The 242-nt window shown below is 55.8% G+C and carries 1 protein-coding gene; it reads left to right on the forward strand.

All coding sequences use genetic code 11. The features are described from left to right. A partial coding sequence (locus tag AC1RPU_RS08490; protein WP_481769731.1) for a hypothetical protein occupies positions 1–242 on the forward strand: 242 nt, incomplete at both ends.

The following is a 242-nucleotide window of genomic DNA, read 5'->3' on the forward strand; positions in this document are numbered from 1 at the left end:
GTATTCTGTCGATGATTCGGCACGTATCGAGGACTGGATGGAAGATATCAAGCTGGACTCGCCGCGTGATGAGATTGCGCAGATTCTGGGCGAAAAGTACAACATTGCATTCTCGTCGCAAAAGATTCAGCAATGGGATCAGGTGTACGACGTGGTGATGGGCGTGCTGGACGCGCAGGCCGGTATCAAGGTCAGTGAACCCGAGGTCAAGTACGACCCGGGTCTCGCGCAGCGTGTCCGGC

The organism is Dellaglioa sp. CoH-55-MRSF-7 (assembly GCF_056782235.1).